Origin of the sequence: Psychrobacter sp. JCM 18900, from assembly GCF_904846625.1 — a bacterium.
In the GTDB taxonomy this organism is placed as follows: Bacteria; Pseudomonadota; Gammaproteobacteria; order Pseudomonadales; family Moraxellaceae; genus Psychrobacter.
The window spans coordinates 324,513-342,517 of sequence record NZ_CAJHBL010000001.1; the positions used below are offsets into that span (position 1 = coordinate 324,513).

11 protein-coding genes are annotated in these 18,005 nt (G+C 42.8%); 7 read left to right on the top strand and 4 right to left on the bottom strand.

Annotation, left to right across the window (positions count from 1 at the left end; all coding sequences use genetic code 11):
• The first annotated feature begins 139 nt into the window (after positions 1-139).
• Positions 140-5,467 (top strand): DUF11 domain-containing protein, encoded by a 5,328-nt coding sequence (locus JMX96_RS01280; protein ID WP_201566804.1) that lies wholly within the window; start codon positions 140-142, stop codon positions 5,465-5,467.
• Positions 5,468-5,613: 146 nt separating this feature from the next.
• Complete coding sequence (locus tag JMX96_RS01285; protein WP_201566806.1) at positions 5,614-6,390, top strand: hypothetical protein; 777 nt, start codon at positions 5,614-5,616, stop codon at positions 6,388-6,390.
• Between the two features lie 116 nt (positions 6,391-6,506).
• Here JMX96_RS01285 and JMX96_RS01290 read toward each other — a convergent pair whose 3' ends face one another.
• The 4 genes from JMX96_RS01290 to glpK form a co-directional block, all read right to left on the bottom strand.
• Positions 6,507-7,199, bottom strand: coding sequence for a TetR/AcrR family transcriptional regulator (locus tag JMX96_RS01290; protein WP_101205430.1), 693 nt, complete (start codon positions 7,197-7,199; stop codon positions 6,507-6,509).
• Positions 7,200-7,436: 237 nt separating this feature from the next.
• Positions 7,437-8,459: an endonuclease/exonuclease/phosphatase family protein gene (locus tag JMX96_RS01295; RefSeq protein WP_201566808.1), complete on the bottom strand. Its 1,023-nt coding sequence runs from the start codon at positions 8,457-8,459 to the stop codon at positions 7,437-7,439.
• Between the two features lie 266 nt (positions 8,460-8,725).
• Positions 8,726-9,238 carry a hypothetical protein gene (locus tag JMX96_RS01300; RefSeq protein ID WP_201566811.1) on the bottom strand — a complete coding sequence of 171 codons (513 nt, stop codon included), beginning with the start codon at positions 9,236-9,238 and terminating at the stop codon, positions 8,726-8,728.
• 247 nt (positions 9,239-9,485) lie between these two features.
• Positions 9,486-11,096, bottom strand: coding sequence for a glycerol kinase GlpK (gene glpK / locus JMX96_RS01305; RefSeq protein ID WP_201566813.1), 1,611 nt, complete (start codon positions 11,094-11,096; stop codon positions 9,486-9,488).
• A 515-nt stretch (positions 11,097-11,611) separates the two neighbouring features.
• On the opposite strand from glpK, the gene JMX96_RS01310 reads away from it, so the two are divergent.
• The 5 genes from JMX96_RS01310 (at position 11,612) to JMX96_RS01330 (ending at position 17,991) form a co-directional block, all read left to right on the top strand.
• The gene (locus JMX96_RS01310) at positions 11,612-13,270 is read left to right on the top strand and encodes a TolC family protein (RefSeq protein ID WP_201566815.1); all 1,659 of its coding nucleotides are present in this window, start codon (positions 11,612-11,614) and stop codon (positions 13,268-13,270) included.
• Between the two features lie 102 nt (positions 13,271-13,372).
• The gene (locus tag JMX96_RS01315) at positions 13,373-14,239 is read left to right on the top strand and encodes a YihY/virulence factor BrkB family protein (RefSeq protein WP_201566817.1); all 867 of its coding nucleotides are present in this window, start codon (positions 13,373-13,375) and stop codon (positions 14,237-14,239) included.
• A 48-nt stretch (positions 14,240-14,287) separates the two neighbouring features.
• Complete coding sequence (locus JMX96_RS01320; protein WP_201566819.1) at positions 14,288-15,487, top strand: HlyD family secretion protein; 1,200 nt, start codon at positions 14,288-14,290, stop codon at positions 15,485-15,487.
• 3 nt (positions 15,488-15,490) lie between these two features.
• Complete coding sequence (locus tag JMX96_RS01325) at positions 15,491-16,801, top strand: ABC transporter permease (protein WP_201566821.1); 1,311 nt, start codon at positions 15,491-15,493, stop codon at positions 16,799-16,801.
• On the top strand, positions 16,801-17,991 hold the full coding sequence (locus JMX96_RS01330; RefSeq protein ID WP_201566823.1) for an ABC transporter permease: 1,191 nt from the start codon (positions 16,801-16,803) through the stop codon (positions 17,989-17,991). Before JMX96_RS01325 ends, JMX96_RS01330 begins: the two co-directional genes overlap by 1 nt.
• Positions 17,992-18,005: the final 14 nt, after the last annotated feature.

An 18,005-nucleotide genomic window follows, 5' to 3' on the forward strand; every position in this document is an offset into this window, starting at 1 on the left:
TTTATATTTAATATTTCAAAGTCTATAAGCTTCACAAGACGCTTATAGACTAATGCTTCAGCTTGACCTAATCGATTTTGATTAGCCAAGCTGGAGAGTTACTACCCTACCCCTTTATATTTTATTGGATAAGCGACATATGACTAAATCTTTAATGACACTGTCTAATCGTGCTACGTTGCATACAGCGAAGATCTCTGCGCTGTCATTTGCAATGTTGCTTATGCAATCAAATACCGCATCTGCTGCAACTGATACATTGGTACAGCTGATCAGCAATACTGCTCAAGCCAGCTACAACGTTGGCAGTGAGACCAGCACGACTATCAGTACTGACTCAAACCAAGTACAAGTAAAAGCCTCAAATTTACCTGAATATGGTATCAGTTTGACTCAGCATGCTTTACGTACAGTCATGCCTAATACACAGGTAAGTTGGGTCAACGTACTGAGTAACACCAGCTATAGTGATCAGACTGTTGAATTGACACTTGCTATATCACCAACTGTTTCTAATTTAAAGGTCTATCAAGATCTTAATAATAACGGAGAAGTCGATTCAGAAGATCGACAAATCATGCTCGATAACCTGAGCGCTCAGATCAAACTTGGTCAGAGTGAGAGTATTCAGCTTATCGTACAGGCTCTATCAGATGCCGAGGGTGAAGATGGCGATACCGCTGATGTAAAGATTGGCGCTATCATACTAGAAGATCCATCAATAGCAGCTGTCGAAGCAATTGACAGACTGGTTATTGTTGAACCTAAAATCAACTTTACCACGCCTCAATTTGACGGTACTAAAACTACCTCACAAATCGGCGACAACGTTTATATTGATGCCAGTTACGCGCAGTGTAATGTACAATCTGATAAGCCTGATCAAGTATGGATTACCGTTAAGTCTCCTGCAACAGGTGATACCTATTCTCTTAAAGGAATCGAAACTGGTAATAATACAGGCAAATATCGTCTAACTGCACCGACACAAAACAACGCCAATGCTATTAATGATAAGTTCATTCAGACATTAGCTAACGATACTTTAACTGCTGAGTTAACAGCGTGTATTGCTCCTTCTGTTGGTACAGATGCTGATCAGCTACCAAGTAATAGCGATTTTACTGTAGTTATCGAGGATCTGAGTTCTCAAGTAAGTATCATTGATAATAGTGCCAGTTTGGTTGTCACGAAAGAAAGTGATGTCAAAACTGCAGAGCTTGGTGATTATGTCAGCTATACCATCGATATTACCAATAACGGCAAATCGACTGCTTACGATGTACAACTAAAAGACGCTTTACCGCGTGGTTTTGACTACGTTGAGAACAGTGTAAGTGTTAGTCCAACGACTGATATTGATATCAACCAAGCGCAGACTACTGAGTTTAAAGCTGATGGTAAATATCAGGTATTGAACTTAGGAAACATGGCAGTTGGCGAAAGTAAAAAAATTACTTATCATGTGCTCATCGGTGCGTCATCGCTAGGCGGCGATGGTATTAACCGTGCTACCGCAGTTGCTAGAAATGACCAAGGTCAAAGCGTAGGCTCAAGAGAAGCGCAGTGGAAGATTGATGTTGAGCGCGGCGTGATGAATACTGATGGTATTATCGTCGGTAAGGTCTATCACGATATCAACCGCGACGGCATTCAGCAAAAAGAAGACGGCGAGCTTGGTGTCGCTGGTGTACGTATCTATATGGAGAACGGCAACTTCATCGTGACTGATCCTGAAGGTAAGTATAACTTCTATGGTATCAGTGCAAAAACACACGTACTAAAGGTCGATCGTACTACTATTCCTAGAGAAACTGAGCTGGTTACCCAAAGCAATCGCAATGCTGGTGATGCTGGTAGTCGTTTTGTTGATTTGAAATACGGCGAATTACATCGTGCGGATTTTGCAATCGTTGGTGGCATGGCAGATAGCACTGAGCGCTTAAACGCTGAATTAATTGCTCGTAGCAAATTAGTAGAAGCTAAAAATGACACGTTAGAGCAAGCGGTAAAAACCGAGCTGACTTTAGATCCTGACTATGATACCGATACTACCGATAATGTAGATGCTAGTGGTTGTAACATCAATGGTGACTTAGACCTTGGTAATAGCTGTGATTCGGCTATCGTTAATGACATGGTCAATCCAGTAGATAGCCGTGTTGATATGACGGTAACCACAGTTGCTCCGCCAGTAGAGAAAGAGCTCGAAGAATACTTGAAAGAAGTGGCGAGTAATGATGTTGCCTTCATTAACCTCAGCGAAGGTCAGCAACTTAGCACGTATAAACAAATGGTACAGGTTCAGGCACCGCTTGGGTCTGTATTTACACTATATGCCAACGGCAAAGCTGTATCAGAACAAAAAATAGGTAAAACTGCTGAGCAAGAAAAACAGAATGTAACGGCTTTTGATTACTATGCTGTTGATTTACAACGCGGCAAGAACACCTTACGCGGTGTTGCGACTGATATAAATGGTCAGGTCATCTCTGAGCAGACGATCAAAGTATTAACTCCTGATAGCCTACAAGCTATCGACTACCGTACTCAGGAAAATCTAGTACCAGCTGACGGTATTAGTGAATATCAGGTAGTCATTAGTCTAAAAGATCGTGATGGTCGTCCATATATTGGTACTACTTCTCTTACGCTTGATACTAATATCGGTCGTATCAATCTAAAGGATGACAGTCAAGATAAAGCAGGCACTCAAATCACTGTTTCTGGTGGTGAGCTACTAATACCAGTAACCGCACCTAGCGTACCAGGTAAGGGCGAGCTAGTAATTGACACGGGTAGCAGCAAACAAATCATTCCGTTACAGTTTACCGCTCAATTACGTCCACTACTCGCTGTTGGTATTGTAGAAGGTGCTATTTCGCTAAAAGACTTTGACGGTAGCAGCATTACCGATGCCCAAGGTGCATTTGAGCAAGAGCTAAATGACTTTACTGGTAATGATGATTACACAGCTTCTGGTCGTGCCGCGATGTTCCTCAAAGGAAAAGTACGCGGCGACTATTTGCTTACGCTTGCATACGATAGTGATAAAAAAGGCGAGCGTTTGTTCCGTGATATCGATCCAGGCGAATACTATCCTGTCTATGGCGATTCATCAGCTAAAGGCTTTGATGCGCAGTCTACTAGCAAGCTTTACGTGCGCCTTGATAAAGGTCGTTCGTTCGCTATGTATGGTGATTTAAAAACTCAGATTGATGATGACGAAGGTATCAAGCTTGGTCAATACAACCGTACATTAACTGGTCTAAAAGCTCAATTTGAAGATAGCAACACTCGTGTTAATGCCTTTTTAGCAGAAACCAGTACTAGCCAACGGGTAAATGAGACTCGCGGTTTGGGCATTTCAGGCCCATATCCATTGGCTGAGAACTTCGATGCGGTATTAGAAAACTCTGAAACGGTTGAAGTTATTACTCGTGACGCCAACAACCCTGGGCTTATTATCAATCGTGAGACGCTTACTCGCTTTGCTGATTATGAGATTGACCCCATCAGCCGTAGTTTATTCTTGACGGCACCGATTGCTAGTCAAGATATCGAAGGCAATCCTATCTATATCCGTGTCACTGTAGAAGTTGATGAAGGTGGTGAAGATTATTTGGTCGGTGGTATTGCAGCGAAGCAGCAACTAACGAATAAAGTCGCCATCGGTGGTAGCTATGTAAATAGCGATGACCCATTGAACAAAGAAGAGTTGGCTAGTGTCAATAGTGTTGTTAAATTCAATGATAAGCTAAAGCTGGTCGCTGAATATGCGATGAACAAAGCTGAGAACCCAAATTTTCAGTCAAGTAATCAGATCAACGCGACAGAACTGACTGATAGTGATGTTGAAGGTAACGCACTACGTATTGAGCTTGATTTTGATAATAAGAAAAATACGCTTGCCAAAGCTTATTATAATGATGCTGATGAAGGTTTTGTCACTGGTGCATCACCGCTTACTGCTGGACGTACTGAATCTGGTGTAGAGGTTACTCATACTCTAAATGATAAGAAAACTGCTCTTAAATTAGAAGGCATACGCACAGAAGAGCATACTACTGACGCTAGCCGCGAAGGCGTGCAAGCAAGCGTTGAGCATCGTTTAAGTGAAAACATCGTTGGTGAAATTGGGGTTCGTTATTACAAACAAGACGCAACTGCTGCCTCACGTAATACTCAAGCCGCGACAGACGTTGTAGATATTACAGACGACACTTTGTTTAATGATGACATCATCAATCAGTCAGCGTTAAGTAGTGTTAGTGACGCTGAAGAAGATATTGAAGGTACGACTGTTCGTGCTCGTATTACCTCTCGTCTACCTAAGTTGAATAATAGCTTGGTATTTGCAGAGTATGAGCAAGATATCGAAAACAGCTCACGTAATGCGACTTCTATCGGTGGTGAGACACCGCTCGGAAATCTAGGTCGACTATACGCACGTCATGATTTGATTAATAGCCTATCTGGTACTTATGGTCTTGATGATACAGATGAGCGTCAACGTACCACTGTTGGTTTTGACGCGACTTACATGAAAGATGGTAAGGTTTATAGCGAATACCGTATGCGTGATGCCATCAGTGCACGCGAAGCAGAAGCAGCTATTGGTCTAAAAAACAAGTGGTATGTTCAAGAAGGTTTAACTTTAAACACGTTATTTGAGCGTGTTGAATCTCTGGAAGGTGAAGAAAGTAACACTGCGACAGCGGCAGGTATCGGTGTTGAATATCTTGCCAAAGAGAATTATAAAGCATCAGGACGTTTTGAAAAACGTTGGGGTGAAACAAGTGATACGCTACTTGGTAGTGCTGGTATCGCCTATCGCTATACTGATGAGGTTACCTTCTTAGCCAAAGACATCTATTCACGCACTGACTATAGTGATGGCGATCGCACTATCAATCGTTTTCAGCTAGGTGCTGCGTATCGTGACTACGATAGCAATCAGTTAGATATGCTTGCAAAATTCGAATATCGTTTGGATGATAATAATACTGGCGATGATGCTTATCAAAAAGACACCATGATTTGGTCATGGAATGGTAATTACCATCCTACGCGTCCGTTGACGTTGTCTGGACGGTATGCTGGTAAGTATACAGAATACGAAGCAGATAGCTTAACCAGCGATAACACGGCTCATGCTGTTTATGGCCGCGGTCTTTATGATATCAGTGAGCGCTGGGATATTGGTTTACAAGCAGGTACTTACTGGAATGATCAGGCAAATGACTTAGCTTACATGCTTGGTGCAGAATTGGGTTATAGCCCAATGACCAACCTTTGGTTATCACTTGGTTATAACTTCATGGGCTTTGAAGATGAAGATATTGCTTATGATGACAGTACTCAGCAAGGTGCTTACTTTAGATTGCGCTTTAAGTTCGATGAAGATTTATTTAAACGTGAAGACCCACGTAAGAACCAACGTCTGAGCAGCAATTCTGCATTTTAATTATTTGATACTGTCGTAAGTACAATCTTATGACAGTATCATGATTGTCTTATGATGAATTATTTTGTCATTCAATAAACAATTAAGTCAGCCCTAGTAATGGTAAATAATACCAACGTTTATTACCTTAACATAAGGTTTACACCATGTTTGATTCAGCCATCAAAGCAGCACCTTTCAAGCGCTCAGTATGCGTTACACTATCAGCTTTATTTTCGTTAACCTTTATGCAGCCAGCTTTAGCTAAGAGTGAGACTGTCCAAGTGGCTAACTCAACTAGCATGGCTAAATACTGCCGTGATGATAGTCAGACTCAAGCACGCTCTTATAGATATCAAAGCGAACAACAGCGCCTATTAAATTGTATGGTCACGCAGTTAAAACCTTATCAACAAAAAGACAAGACAGCAGCTCAACAGTATTTCGCTTACAAAGCGCAAGCGTGGTTGAACTATGCTATTCATCAAGACAGTATGAATAGCCGCTCATCTGCTAGTCAAGTTGCGTTAGAAATGGCAGAGCCTATATTGCAAGCGCTAGATAATGACACGGTACAAGCCTTGAGTCTGCATCAAGATATTCCGTCTACCTCTGCCTTGATGCGTCCTGATCTATGGGCAACGTTAAGTGCGCTTAAAGACGGTGATGGCATAGCGTCAGCACCACGTGAGATGGCATTTAGTGAAGTGGCTTTAATTTGGGCTGCAACCAATCAATGTGCACGAGGCTGGCGCGAATCTGGTATGCATTTTCGCATGGCCGATCGCTGGCTTGAACAAGCCCGCGAAGCTTACGTCAATGCAAATGACTCACAGACCAATGTAGCGCTAGAGAAGTCAATAGTCAGTTATCATAAGCAGTACTCGCCTTTAGACGCGAGCGATGATACTTGCCATGGACAAGATCTGACATCGAACCGTTAGAATAATCGCTGTTTTATTAGAGATATTAATCTTTATTACTTCCAATCTTATGCTAAAAATCAGACGCGAAAAAGCCGACATATTTGTCGGCTTTTTTATGTTTAAAGTAAGCTCAATTAGCGGTTTTTACGTGGCAACTTTTCTGGTAGGTAACAACGTAAATACGCAATAAACGCTGTATTTGCTTCTTGGATATACTCTTCAGTAATACTCTGATGACGGCGATAAGACAACGTAAAGATAGCATTTACGATGCTATAAGCAATCAACAAGGTATCTTGGATATCATGGAAGTTTGGCATCTCATAACGCTCTGACAAGCGCTTATAAACCAGATCAACGATTTGATGATCCATATCTTCACCAAAGCTGTCGCCTTCAAAATCAGGTGTATTGGTGTCATAGATAAGCTTGGCTTTGGTCTCATCGTTATGGAATATCGTAATACAATGATCTATAAGCGCCGTTAAATACCCTTGCCATCTGTCATAGTTGCCAATATCGACCGTCTCTACCATCTCTAATATTTCAATCGCATTCAAAAAACGCAATGCTAAAAATATTGCTTCAATATTAGGGAAAAAATGGTAAGCAGACGCTCTTGGTATGCCCGCTTCTTCACACACAGCTGCTAACGTAATATCGTTAATAGCATGCGTTTCGCTCAATTTTTTGGCACCAGCCAATAGTTTTTGACGACGTGCACGGCCTTGCTGGCTAGTAAACTTAAACTTATTAGGTACAAGCTTTTTTGCCAATTCCGAATCTACCAACACATCTTCAATCTTTTCGTCTTTATTATCACTCATTGTGAATCTCTTAATGTTGCGCCCTATTTTATAAATATAATCTTCATTGAATAGTAATTATCCTCAGATAAAGGATGGTTGACTATTGGCTAAAATATAAAGCCTGTATGGTCACTACTATATTCAATGCAGAGGCATCATAAACGCTTGCACATTATCAAGCAAGGGACATGAATAGGTTAAAAAATAATACTACGATCAGCAATTTAATAGAGCTAACCGTCTAATTTTATAAAGTTAATCATTGAGTTTTATTTTCGCCCTTATAATACCATGATCAGTGACTCTATCGGCATAGTCCCACTTCAAATGATCATTAAAATAATCGACTCGTTCGACATAACCGAGCGAAAACTTACTATCAGGCAAAAACTCTTCTGAGACAAATAACTGGTCGATAACTTCTGGCATGCCTTGATATATATGGGTATAGGCAACATCTTTCATCCAGCCATATCGTGCCTGAATACGAGCAGCATCAAAAAGTGCAATATCACGCATACTTTTATCGTAATTAACCTCCCCAGTTTCTGTCATCAACTGAGTAGTCACACTACCTGTGACATCATTCATATCGCCCAATAGGATCAATGGTTCACGGGTATGTTGCAATCGCTCTATGATAGACATACGGATAGAGGCCGCTTCTGCCGCGCGCATACATAAACTACGAAGCTTGGCGCGAACTCGAATATTTGGATCATCCATGTCTTCTAATAGGTCACCATTTTCGTCGCGTAAGAAGAAAGCACGTTTGCTTTTTAGATGCGCTGTAATAATTGTAATGGGCTGCCCGTACGCGTCAACACGTAACACTAATGGAGGACGGTTGAAGCGTTGATAAGGACCGATATCAGGTACATCAATAATGGCTTTAGGTGCTATATTCTCTAGCAAACTGGTTTCTAACTGCTCAAATCTGCTGATAATACCGACAGCAGGTGTATTCTGTGCACCCATGCCTTTGGTATATACGCTGGCGCTATCATTACTTGCAAGTGGAATGACCGCCTGCTCAGGCTTAAATCCTAATGAAATAGCCAACGCTTCTAATGCGTCACTATCCCAAACCTCTTGTACTGCGATAATGTCAGCATGCGCTTTAGCCAATAAATCTGTAAGACCTCGCAGCTTATGTTCGTAGGCTTTATCGTTATAAGCTGGCGCATTTTCATAATAAGTTCGATTAGGGTTCGCAAAGTTCAGCAAGTTTGCCGTTGCGATATAAAACTGTTTATTGCCTTCAGTATTATTACTCATATATTCCCCATCGCTCTCATTATTATAGTACATAATATTCACGTATGTGTATACGTTGCAAATTTTATGCCTAAAAAAACTCCCAAAGTTAAACCTTGGAAGTTTTAAAATAGCATAAATATTGATAAGCAAGCTTACTAATAGAACTTAGCATACAATCGCTCTAGCTTATGTAAGGATGTAGCAACCCCTGATACTAGCTAATTAACAGGGGCACTGTTTGCCAAAGTATTTAACTGGCAGTTCTATTAGTTGTTTAATCTTTCTTATGATACGCGGTTCCATGCATCACGTGATGCTTGACGCGCTTCGTTCCATTCCATACGAGAGTCACCTTTTACTTCGTGCCATGAACGCTCTAAATCTGCTTCATGATCTTCAAAACGAGCATCTACTGGATAACGAGCACGGTTCGCATAACCAACTGCATATGCTGGATGCAAATCACGGTCGAAATCGTATTCTTCTCTATGGTAATCGGCGTTTGCATACTCTGCACGCCAGTACGCTTCTTCGTGAGTTGGGTCAATGGCTTCTGCTGCTGCATGACCTGCGCCGCCACCAACGATAGCACCAATAGCACCACCAATTAACGTACCCAATGGACCTGCCATAGTACCGATAGCTGCACCTGCTGCTGCACCGCCTACACCGCCGATACCTGTACCTACTGGATGCGAGCCTGGCTCACCAGTAATGATGTCTGCGTTTAAATCTTCTTTTGTCTCTTTTGACATATGTTTTACTTCACTGCGATCGATAGCATCATGGTTACTCATAGTATTGTCCTTAAATTATTTATTATTTATTGAATTATTTATTTGCTAATTATTAGCGGTCTTACTAAATCCAATTGAAGTATAGAAATTTATAGGTAAGGACAGATAGGCCGATTTTGTAAACTGTGTCCGTATTGCGATTATCTTGCGTTACAGCCTGTATCTTTATCACATTTGTGTACGGCAGCCTCATACTTTGAGTAATTATAAATGTAGGATCACAATAAATTTACTAAGTAAATCAATCTTATAACGGCATCAAAGACCTTCTGATAGCCTGTTGCCATTTAGCAAGATGTCGCTCACGAGTATCAGCCGACATACTTGGTTCAAACACGCGATCTACTTGCCATGAAGCTTTCATTGTCGATTCGTCATATAGCCCAGTTTTCAGACCTGCGAGTAGTGCTGCGCCCTTTGCCGTAATCTCTGTATCTCTAGGACGTAATACCGGAACACCTAACAAATCTGCCTGGAACTGCATGAGTAAATCATTATTTGCAGCGCCGCCATCTACCCTCAGCTCAGTCAAAGGATGAGGGCTGTCCTTTTGCATAGCGATAAGCACATCATAGGTTTGATAAGCCACAGCCTCCAATGCAGCGCGGGCAATATGTGCTTTAGTAGTACCGCGGCTCATACCAGTGATGCTAGCGCTAATATCAGAACGCCAGTAAGGCGCACCCAGTCCAGTAAAAGCAGGTAATAGAACGACATCTTCGCTACTGTCTACTTGACGGGCTAAGTCTTCGACGTCACTACTCTGCTGAATCATACCCAAATTATCACGCAGCCATTGTACGACAGCCCCCGCCATAAAGACACTGCCCTCCAGGGCATAAGTGACTTCCTTTTTGGGTGGTTGTAGCATACGTTTGCCTGACTGTACGATTTGGTCAAATGATAAATTGTCTGGACGAATTGGTGACGTTTTACGTTGCCACGCGATGGTGGTTAGTAGCTTATGCTCACTCAATTTTGGCTGCTGGCCAATATTCATTAGCATAAAGCAGCCTGTGCCATAAGTGTTTTTGGCCATGCCTGCATCAAGGCAACCTTGTCCAAAGAGCGCTGCTTGCTGATCACCCAATACTGCTTGAATAGGTATTTGCTTTGCAAACAGGCCTTTTTTGGTTTTGCCAAAATCACCGTCGGACGATAGTACTTTAGGCAATATATGCATAGGTATAGCAAATCGGTCACAGAGTGTCTCCGACCATGCCAGCTTATGGATATCGAATAGCAATGTGCGAGAAGCATTGGTCACATCGATGACATGCTCTCCGCCTGTGAGCTTGTAAATCAGCCAACTATCAATCGTGCCAACCGCTATCTCCCCTCTGCTGGCTCGTACACTCAGCTTCGGGTTGTTTTCGAGTAACCAAGCAATCTTACTGGCACTAAAATATGGGTCTAAACGCAGACCTGTAATACGCTGTACTTCATGTGCCATGTTGACACTATCAATGCTCTGATGCACAGGGTCATTCATACTATTGCTAGCACTTTCAGCAGCAAGCGTCTTACAGTAATTTGCGGTGCGCCTGTCTTGCCAAATGATGGCGGGAGCCAGTGGCTTACCAGTTTGCTTATCCCACATCACAATCGACTCACGCTGATTGGTAATTGCAATACTGGTAACATCGGTGGCAAGCAGTCCTGCCTGATTAATAACATCGTGTGCACAGCTAATCTGAGTTTGCCAAATCTGCTGTGCATCTTGTTCAACGAACCCAGCTCTGGGTGTTTGCAGCGTCGTTGGCTGTTGTACCATTTTGATAGGACGCGCATGATCATCGTACAATATCGCTCGACTCGATGTGGTCCCTTGATCCAACGCTAAAATATACCCTGCCATGACTCACCCTCTACTAATATTATTTATTCTGTTTGATAGCCATTTAGTGACTGTTCATTGACTGCTACTTATTGAGCATTTTCTATTTTGTTAATTACTGCCTAAATGCTTTTTTAATAAGATTAAAAACAAAATCTATTTAAAGATAAATCGCGCGAATTGAAAACGTCTTATTGGCTATGTTGTTACTTATAAACAGATATTTAAAAATTAAATCAATCCTCTATCATACCGCTACTGGTCACACAATAGAAAACGGCAAAATACTGAGCATTGACCCGTCACCATTGTGGCTCTACAGTGTACCTCTTATGACGAATGACTGCTTGTTAGCGCTTTTAATATAGCCGTATTTTTATATTAGAATATGAATGATTTATTTGAGCATCATTTTTTTGCTAGTTGGCAAATAGTCTATAATAGTTCAGCAACTTTATATCCTGAGCAATGAAATCTATCGGTGCTGTTCCTTATTTTATAATACCTTACATTCTAATTAATGGCTTATGTGACTTATGAAATTCATTTTATCAGCGCTACCGACTGCTATGATGACAGTTGCGGTCATGAGCGTGCCTGTCGTGACTTACGCGAGCACTGACGCTGACAGTATAGAAGTGTCAGATGATGTTACACCAGTGGCTGTGACACAAATCATAGATGCTGATAGTCCAACTGATAATGATAAACCAGCTGTAGCACCTTTTCATACAGTACCAAACCCTCAAAACGCTGAGTCGCAGGCACTGTCTACGCTTGTTGACCCTATTACACATAAAACAGTCGATAACAGCTACGCACTAGACGTCTCAAGCTTTTTGAGCTTAGAGCAAGCGCAAAAGCTGCTGGTACAAGTATCACCTAAAATCGCTGCCAACCAAGCAGCAATTGCCGCTAGCGAATACCAAACTGATGCGCTCAGAACTATCGATAATCCGCTCGTATTTGCTCGAGTATCTGCCAGTGCCTATCATTTAGATGAGGATATAGATTTATCTTCTCTCAGAAGTGGTATCGTCAACGAAGTAAACAATGGCGTAGATAACATAGTCCCTCCTACAGCAGACCTACCAGACTTTGGTGAGCTGGTCGGTGAGCGTATCCCCGACTCTTATAACCTCAAGCGATCAGGCTCTACGTCAGGCGCAGGTCTTGGTGTCGTTTGGCCTATTTACACTGCTGGACGTACAGACGCATTGACTGGCGCCTCGGATGCACGTACACAAGAAGCGATGGCTGATAGCGTACTGGATAAAAATGAGCTTTATAATACGTTAATTGAGCGTTATTTTAAGGCACAGCTAGCGATTATCGCCGCTTACTTACGAGAAGACGCTTACGATACATTGCAGCAGACCGACCATATGGCCGAACGTCTGTTTGAAGAAGGTTTTATCTCACGTGTCGATAGACTAGAAGCACAGTCTGCGCTTGCGGATGCCAAGAGTGAATCCGTCAATGCCAATAATGATGCGCGCCTAGCTATGATTGCGCTACAGCGTCTACTACGTACCGACTACCGTATCAAACCAACCACACCGTTGTTTGTCTCTAGTCGCCCTCTACCAGATGTGAGCTACTTTCAGGACTTGGCACTAAACAACCATCCTGGACTGCAAAAAGTTGCAGCCAAGCGGGCACAGGCTCAGCAGTTACATGCGCTATCAGATACGGGCTACAAACCTACGGTATTGCTATACGGTTATGGTCAGGTGGAGAAAGATCCAAGCTGGGTCGCTGGTATATCTGCCAGTTGGAAGCTATGGGGCGGACTCGATAAAGCCGCATCATTAGCATCCAGTAGTGCCAAAATACGTCAGGCCGATCTCTCTGAGATTGAAGTTAGTGACAATTTATTGCTACTGGTAGAAAAAAACTGGCACGATGTCAATAATGCACAATCACGCTATCAGGCACTGCAAAGTAATGTTGATTTGGCAGCAGAAGTATTACGACTACGACGCTTAGGATTACAAGAAGGTGTAAATACCACCGTTGACGTAGTGCAAGCACAAACGCAATCGCTGAAGGCACGTACCGAGCAAGCACAGGCTGCTAATGACTATGTACAGTCACTGGCTGCCCTTATGCAAAGCTGTGGTACGCCACTTGCTTTTAATGCTTATCTCAATGCCGCTGACATTCAATTGCCTACTTTATATACTGAGCAATGATGTGATATGAGAAACCATAAGTCGTGCTGATAAACGCTTTGTATTACCATAAAGCCGATATCGAAAATACTATTACCAACCCTATTACGAACAGCTGCTTTTATGAAAAAATTGACCTCTAAATCGATAAAAAACTGGCTACAGACGCTACTAGAAACGTGGCATATTGCCAATAATTCTAACGTTTGGGCGCATTGCGCAAGCGTAGGTTTCTTTGGTTTCTTATCAATTTTTCCAGTGATGGCTGTGTTTGTACTGCTTTATGGTCTTGCGTTTTCTCCTGCCGAGATGCAAGAGCAAATCTCGCTTCTGAGTCAGTTTATACCTGATACAGTATATGAAGTGCTCAACTCCCGTCTGAGCGAGTTGGTTTCTACAACTACGTCTGCTCTGACTTTCAGCCTGCTTATATCGTCCTTGCTCGCACTTTATGCGGGTTCTAAAGGTATTAAGTCTTTAATTATTCTTATTAATCTTGCGTTTCATATCACTCAAGAGCGTAGTTTTGTACAAAGCACGATCCGCGCAGTTGGTTTGACCTTTGCAGCAGTAGTCGTATTGATTATCGCGGTTTCCTCTATCGCGATTATTCCTTTGGGAGCCGCCTACTTCCCTTTCCCTCAGATAGCAAAGACAATTGCGCTTTGGAGCAGGTGGCCAGTATTGACGGGCATCATATTCTTAAGCTTTTTGGGCCTTTATCGTCTAGCCCCAAATCGTGATGCCGTCGCCCTCAAAAAATTAATGCCAGGCGCTGCGTTAGCAACAGTTTTATGGATTATATTGTCCATCTTATTTTCAATTTATGTGCAAAATTTTAATAACTATAGTGCTGAGTTTGGCGCGCTTTCAGCTGCTGTGGTCATTATGCTATGGCTCTATTATTCAGCATTTATCGTCGCTCTTGGTGCTATTTTTAATTCTGAAACTATAGACAATGCCAAGCCTTATGCGTTTCGAGTGTACTAGTAATAAACCCTTTATTTTCAACTTTGTTGCTTTAGGAATCTCATTGTCATGACAGAATTACGACGCGAATCAGACGACTCAAATAAATCAGCTGATACAACCGAATCAGTGACCTCTCAAGATACACAAAATTCAGTCGATCCTGTAGAAGACGTGTCTGATATTGAACCAGAGCAACCGACACCTGCTTATAATCGTGATGCGTCTAAAACTGACAAATCTGCGCATATAAAAAAAGCATTACTTGCACTATTCATACTGATTGTCCTTGGTACGATTGCGTACGGCTTATACAAAAGTAATGCGCATAGCGAGCCAGAAGTTATTACGCTACAAGGGCAAATGCAAATGCAGCAAACGTCTATCGCTGCAAAAGTACCAGGGCGTATTGCCCAGATTATGGTGACAGAGGGTGATACGGTAACGGCAGGTCAGCAACTGGTTGAGATGGATTCGCCTGAGATTAATGCCAAGATTAATCAAGCACGTGCTGGTAAGCAAATCGCGCAAAGCCAATTAGATAAAGCAGAAAATGGTGCGCGTCCCCAAGAAATCGCCCAAGCAAAAGCCGCTTGGCAAGCCAATAAAGCCGCGTCTGACTTGGCAGAAAACACCTATCAGCGTGTCAATCGCCTTTACGAAGAAGGACTGATGGCGCGACAAAAGCGCGATGAGGCGTATGCTCAATATCTTGCTACTCAAGACCAAACCGAAGCAGCTCGCTTGCAATATGATTTGGCGCTAGAAGGCGCACGTACTGAAGATAAGTCAGCGGCCACTGCACAAGTCGCACAGGTCGATGCAAAACTCGATGAAGCGCTAGTAGCAAAAGAGGAAGCGAACCTAAGAAGTCCTATCGCTGGTATCGTCGATAATGTCATCGTGAGTGCTGGAGAAGTCATCGGTCAAGGGGTTCCGCTTTTGACGTTGGTGGATACCAACGACCAATGGGTGGTACTTAACGTCACTGAGTCTTATTTAAATCAATTTGCTATTGGTCAAACATTTACGGGTACTATCCCAGCGCTGTCATCAGCGGATAAACCTTATACAAAACAGTTTACCGTCTATGCGACATCGACCTTATCAGACTTTGCCACGTGGCGTCCGACCAATAACGATGATGGTTTTGATGTGCGTACTTTTGAGGTAAAGGCACGACCATCTAAGCCCGATGCTCGTATCCGCTCAGGTATGAGTGTGGTTGTACGTATCAACCCTACTCCTGTCAATCAGAACCAAGAGTAAGCCATGCACTTGACTAAGTTAAGTGAGGCTTTTTTACGCAGTGCAGCCTACGAGCGCCGTTTTTTGGCAAAAAACCATTGGGACTTTAGCATGGTGGTATGGATACCACTGGCAACGGTGCTGCTAATATGGTGGATATTTTCACAGACTCAAATTACCGATTTGCCTATCGGAGTCATCGATCAAGACAATAGCGCTGTTGCCAATACTGCCGTCCGTTACTTAGAGGCCAGTCCTACTTTGACGGTCAGACAGCTGTATTACTCCCAAGCGGATGCAGAGGCTGCCATTTTACAGCGTGACATTTACGCTGTTGTCATTATTCCAGAGGACTTTTCTCGTAATATATTATCGAGCCAGCCTGCTCCATTGACTCTACAAGTCAATGCACAGTACGGTACGCACTCTGGTATTATTCAGGCAGGTGTCCAAGCGGTCGCTAGTACATTATCCGCAGGCGTAGAAATCAAGCGATTGGTCAAACAAGGCGTAGCGCCATCACAAGCGATGACGGCTTATGCGCCTATCAGTGTGCAGCGTATTAGCTTATTCAATGCTGCGACCAATTATCAGCAGTTTTTGGCATCAACCGTCATACCTGCCTTATTACATATATTGGCAATGGTCATTGGCGCAACCACGATTGGCCGCGAGTTACGTGATAAGAATATCGGTCGCTGGTATCGTTTTATTGATGCAGGCAAACCTAGTCTAATCTTATCTACACCTTCAAAAACGACATCTTCGCTATCAACCAAACAAGATAGCAGCAATAACAAAGCATCATCGTCAAGCGCAAAAGTGCCCAATTCGGTCAGCCTATCAGTTTTAGTATTTGGTCTATTGGGTAAATATTTTTGGCCAATACTGGCATATAGCTTGTGGTCGGCGTTGATATTGTGGCTGGCAACGTCCAATCAGAATATAAACATCATGTCTCTCGTTGCAGTCTATGCTGGGTTTTTGTGCCTGATGGTCCTGTCGTTTTGGTTAGGTGCTATATTTACTTTGAATTCTTTTTCATTACGTATGGGTCTATCGACTACTGGATTTATTTCAGCACCTTCTTACGCCTTTGCAGGTGTTACTTTTCCATATATTGCGATTAGTAATAGCGCGCAATATTGGTCAAATGCCCTGCCGCTAACGCATTACCTAAAGCTTCATATTGCACAGTTACAAATGCAAGCACCGATCGCCATTTCTCTACCTATTGTCTATGGCTTAATGCTTGCTGCCATACTAGCGCTAGTACTTGCAGCACTATTAACCAAACGCGCATTGGCGCATCCTGAACGTTGGGGAGCACGCTAATGTCTGCACAATCAAATAATACACACTCAAAAACTAAATCAACGGTCACTCCGGCTTCACAAAACTTTTGGACCAGCTTCATTCAAACTTTCAAAGACGTCTTTGGCGACAAAGGCGTACTTTTGATGCTGGTGATCGCCCCTATTATCTATGGATTTTTCTATCCTTGGCCTTACTCGTCTGAAGTAGTCAATCATGTGCCAGTAGGTATCATTGATCATGATAACAGTAACTTATCGCGTACTCTCGTGCGCTATGCGAGCGCTAGTCCATACCTAGATACTGAACGATTTATCAATGAGCAGGCTGCCAAAGAAGCCATATGGTCAGATCAAATTGCAGGCTATATGGTGATTCCAACTGGTCTTGAAGAACAAGTTCAGTCCGGAGAGCAAGCGCACGTCAGCGTACTGGGTAACGGCGGTTATTTTATTTTAAATAAAAACGTCCAATTGGGTTTCTCTCAAGCAGTAGGTACGGTATCCGCAGGCATCAAGGTAAAGAAAAGTATTGCGAAAGGCGCTTATGCATCTACCGCAGCGCAGAACACGCAAGCTGTACCGCTACGGATTATGCCACTATATAACCAAACTGAGGGCTATGGTGCTTATGTCGTACCTGCTGTCTCTGTTATTATTTTACAGCAGACACTTTTGATGGCGACTGCAATGCTGATTGGTACATGGTATGAGCAGCGCCGTCACAGTACGAGTGTACGTGGCTGGTTAGGACGTATTGGGGCTTTGAGCTCACTTAGTTTTATCGTTGGCTGCTTTTATTATGGTTGGGCGTTTGAGCTACATCATTATCCACGTGGACAAAACATGCTTGGTACGCTGCTATTTTTGGCACTATTTTGTCCGACAGTCGCAACGCTCGGCTGCGTGCTCGGATTATGGTTCCGGCAGCGTGAGCGCAGTATGCAGATCTTAATTTTTATCTCCTTACCGATATTCTTCTTAAGCGGCTACCCTTGGCCAGCAGACCAATTGCCTCAAGTATTACAAGTAATACGTTGGCTGGTACCGACTACGCCTGCAATCAATACCTCTGTACAGCTTAACCAAATGGGTGCCAGTGTTTCTCAAGTCGCTATAGGATTTTACGCGTTAGCTGGCTTATGGTTGCTCTATTTTGTTTTATTGCTATTTTTACGCAAGCGTATTCCACAGCGAAAAGCCTACTTATAAATTTTCAAATTAAT

What these genes read in the sequence shown, in the direction of transcription:
- JMX96_RS01280 (WP_201566804.1), top strand. Translation starts at nt 140, where the DNA reads ATGACTAAATCTTTAATGACACTGTCTAATCGTGCTACGTTGCATACA.
- JMX96_RS01285 (WP_201566806.1), top strand. Translation starts at nt 5,614, where the DNA reads ATGTTTGATTCAGCCATCAAAGCAGCACCTTTCAAGCGCTCAGTATGC.
- JMX96_RS01290 (WP_101205430.1), bottom strand. Translation starts at nt 7,199, where the DNA reads ATGAGTGATAATAAAGACGAAAAGATTGAAGATGTGTTGGTAGATTCG.
- JMX96_RS01295 (WP_201566808.1), bottom strand. Translation starts at nt 8,459, where the DNA reads ATGAGTAATAATACTGAAGGCAATAAACAGTTTTATATCGCAACGGCA.
- JMX96_RS01300 (WP_201566811.1), bottom strand. Translation starts at nt 9,238, where the DNA reads ATGAGTAACCATGATGCTATCGATCGCAGTGAAGTAAAACATATGTCA.
- glpK (WP_201566813.1), bottom strand. Translation starts at nt 11,096, where the DNA reads ATGGCAGGGTATATTTTAGCGTTGGATCAAGGGACCACATCGAGTCGA.
- JMX96_RS01310 (WP_201566815.1), top strand. Translation starts at nt 11,612, where the DNA reads ATGAAATTCATTTTATCAGCGCTACCGACTGCTATGATGACAGTTGCG.
- JMX96_RS01315 (WP_201566817.1), top strand. Translation starts at nt 13,373, where the DNA reads ATGAAAAAATTGACCTCTAAATCGATAAAAAACTGGCTACAGACGCTA.
- JMX96_RS01320 (WP_201566819.1), top strand. Translation starts at nt 14,288, where the DNA reads ATGACAGAATTACGACGCGAATCAGACGACTCAAATAAATCAGCTGAT.
- JMX96_RS01325 (WP_201566821.1), top strand. Translation starts at nt 15,491, where the DNA reads ATGCACTTGACTAAGTTAAGTGAGGCTTTTTTACGCAGTGCAGCCTAC.
- JMX96_RS01330 (WP_201566823.1), top strand. Translation starts at nt 16,801, where the DNA reads ATGTCTGCACAATCAAATAATACACACTCAAAAACTAAATCAACGGTC.